This is a genomic window from Petrotoga halophila DSM 16923 (genome assembly GCF_002924615.1).
Genome location: NZ_JALY01000296.1, coordinates 1 through 1,274, shown reverse-complemented (window position 1 = coordinate 1,274; position 1,274 = coordinate 1). Strand labels below are relative to the sequence as shown.

Here is a 1,274-nt window from a genome sequence, read left to right as displayed (position 1 = left end):
AGAATAGGTGCTGAATACATTGCTGAGGCTATCGTCAATTGCCTTGTTTCTAACAACCTTGATTATGTCGTTATCGCTTTGGAAGCTACTTCTTTTTACAGTACTCACATAGCCAATTTCTTGTCAACCAACAAGAAACTTTTGCCTTTTAAGCCTCTTGTGTACCAGCTTAATCCAAAAACTACAGCCAATTACAAAAAGACTTTTGTCGATATCGATAAAACAGATCATTTGGACGCTTACGTCATAGCCGATTTCGCTAGATGTGGCAAGATTTCTTCTTCCCCTTGGCGTGGTTCTCAGTTTTTGGCTTTACAAAGACTTACACGCCATAGGTTCCATTTAGTTCATACACTCGTCTCTGAAAAGAATTGGATGCTTTCCAACATTTATCTGAAATTCAGTGAATTGGCTGTGAATAATAGGGATAAGCCCTTTTCCGATATATATGGTGCTACGTCTTGTTCTGCTTTGACTGAGTTCTACTCTTTGGATGAGATAGTTTACAAATCCATCGATGATTTAACTCAGTTCGTTATTAAAAAAAGTAAAAACAGATTCAAAGATCCCGTAAAGGTTGCAACACTTCTTAAACAAGCAGCCAAGAATTCGTACAGATTGGATAAAATGGCTTATGAACCTTTGAATATCGCTATCTCTTCTTCCTTCAACGTAATAAAAGCCTTGGAAAATGAAATAAAAACCGTTGATAAGGCTATTGAAAAAACGGTAAAAGGGCTTAATCCCAGCCAATATCAATCACTCATCTCTGTCAACGGTATCGGTCCTGTTATCTCCTCTGGTATCATCAGTGAGATAGGTACGATAGCCTCCTTTCAATCCCATGATAAGTTGGCTAAGTTTGCAGGACTGACTTGGAGAAAACGTCAATCAGGGAATTATTCCTCTGATGAGACAGAAATGACTAAAACAGGTAATCCGTATCTTCGATACTACCTTATCGAAGCTGCTAGCTCCGTTAAAAATCATATCCCTGAGTTCAAAGAGTATTATCGGAAAAAATACTACGAGGTTACCACTCATCAACACAAAAGAGCCCTCGCGCTCACGGCTCGTAAGTTGGTTCGCATGATTTTTGCATTGCTGAGCAAAAATCGAATCTATTCAAATTACTAAGTTGAATAGATACAAGTGAATCTTTTTGTGTTTTCAAGCCTATTTTGTGTTTTTCTGAAAGTATGGGCATTGTCAGTTACGCTAATTTTTAACAATTTTTTTGATTTTTACCTCTTGACATATCACCGATTAGCTTT

Annotated in this window: 1 protein-coding gene; it reads left to right on the top strand. The window is 37.5% G+C overall.

The window, feature by feature from the left end:
• A partial coding sequence (locus AA81_RS13185) for an IS110 family RNA-guided transposase (protein WP_103899289.1) occupies positions 1–1,137 on the top strand: 1,137 nt, incomplete at its 5' end.
• Positions 1,138–1,274 lie beyond the last annotated feature (137 nt).